Source organism: Mesorhizobium sp. M0960 (genome assembly GCF_040319055.1).
Taxonomy (GTDB): domain Bacteria; phylum Pseudomonadota; class Alphaproteobacteria; order Rhizobiales; family Rhizobiaceae; genus Mesorhizobium.
In genome coordinates this window covers 1-1,013 of sequence record NZ_JAMYNN010000053.1, presented here as the reverse complement: position 1 = coordinate 1,013, position 1,013 = coordinate 1, and the positions used below count along the sequence as shown (strand labels likewise).

At 60.1% G+C, this 1,013-nt stretch carries 1 protein-coding gene and 1 pseudogene; both read left to right on the top strand.

All coding sequences use genetic code 11. The annotated features are described in order from the left end of the window. Positions 1-537, top strand: a 537-nt coding sequence (locus tag NKH63_RS31260) for a transketolase family protein (RefSeq protein ID WP_352920525.1), incomplete at its 5' end; no start/stop codon positions are given. Positions 538-766: 229 nt separating this feature from the next. Further along, a pseudogene (locus NKH63_RS31255) lies at positions 767-1,013 on the top strand (IS110 family transposase); the annotation flags it as partial.

Genomic DNA, 1,013 nt, shown 5'->3' with positions numbered 1-1,013 from the left:
ATCATCGACCCTTGCGACGCGCTCGACATCGAACAGGCCACGGAGGCGATCGCGGACTACAACGGGCCGGTCTACATGCGGCTTTCGCGCGGTAAGGTTCCTGTCGTGCTCGACGCAGACGACTATACATTTGAAATCGGCAAGGCGCGAATGCTGCGCGAGGGCGCGGACGTATTGTTCATTTCCAGCGGCCTGATGACCATGCGCGCGCTGGAGGCCGCGAAGGCGTTTGAAGCCGACAGGATCGGCTGCGCCGTTCTGCACGTTCCGACGATCAAACCTCTGGATACGGAGGCGATACTCGCTGCCGCGCGCCGTTCGGGACGGCTGGTGGTGGCGGCGGAGAACCACACCATCATTGGTGGCCTTGGCGAAGGCGTTGCCGCGCTGCTGATGCGCGAGAGAGTGACCCCAGTCTTTCGCCAGATCGCCCTGCCCGACGAGTTCCTCGACGCAGGCGCGCTGCCGACGCTTCACGATCGCTATGGGATCTCAACTTCCGAGCTCGTGCGCCGCGTCCGCATTTGGAGCGAATGAGAAGTAAGAGCTCTCCCCACACAACAGTTGAGTCATCGACCTTGACCTTGCCCCTCTTATCTAATCCGGTTTGAAGTTCGTTCTGGCCCATCGAGAGGACCAGGACATGAAACGTAGCCGCTTCTCTGAAGAGATGGGGTATTCGGTTCAGCTCCCTGGACGTCTGGCCCCTTTTCGGATCATGACGTTTGTCTGATGCTCAGAGCCGACCTGGCAAGAGGAGATTGGCATGAGCGTTTATGCAGGACTGGATACTTCACTCGACGCGGTAGCTATTTGCGTTATCGCCGAGACCGGCGAGATGCTGTGGCAGGGGAAGGTGCTCGGTGACCCGGATGCTGTGACGGCTGCACTTCAGCGATGGCGGGACGATCTAGTTCGCGTTGGCTTAGAAGCCGGTGCGACATCGGAGTGGATCGGCGGACACCTGGTCGACGAGGGCTTCCCTGTCGTGTGTCTCGAGAGTCGACATGTCA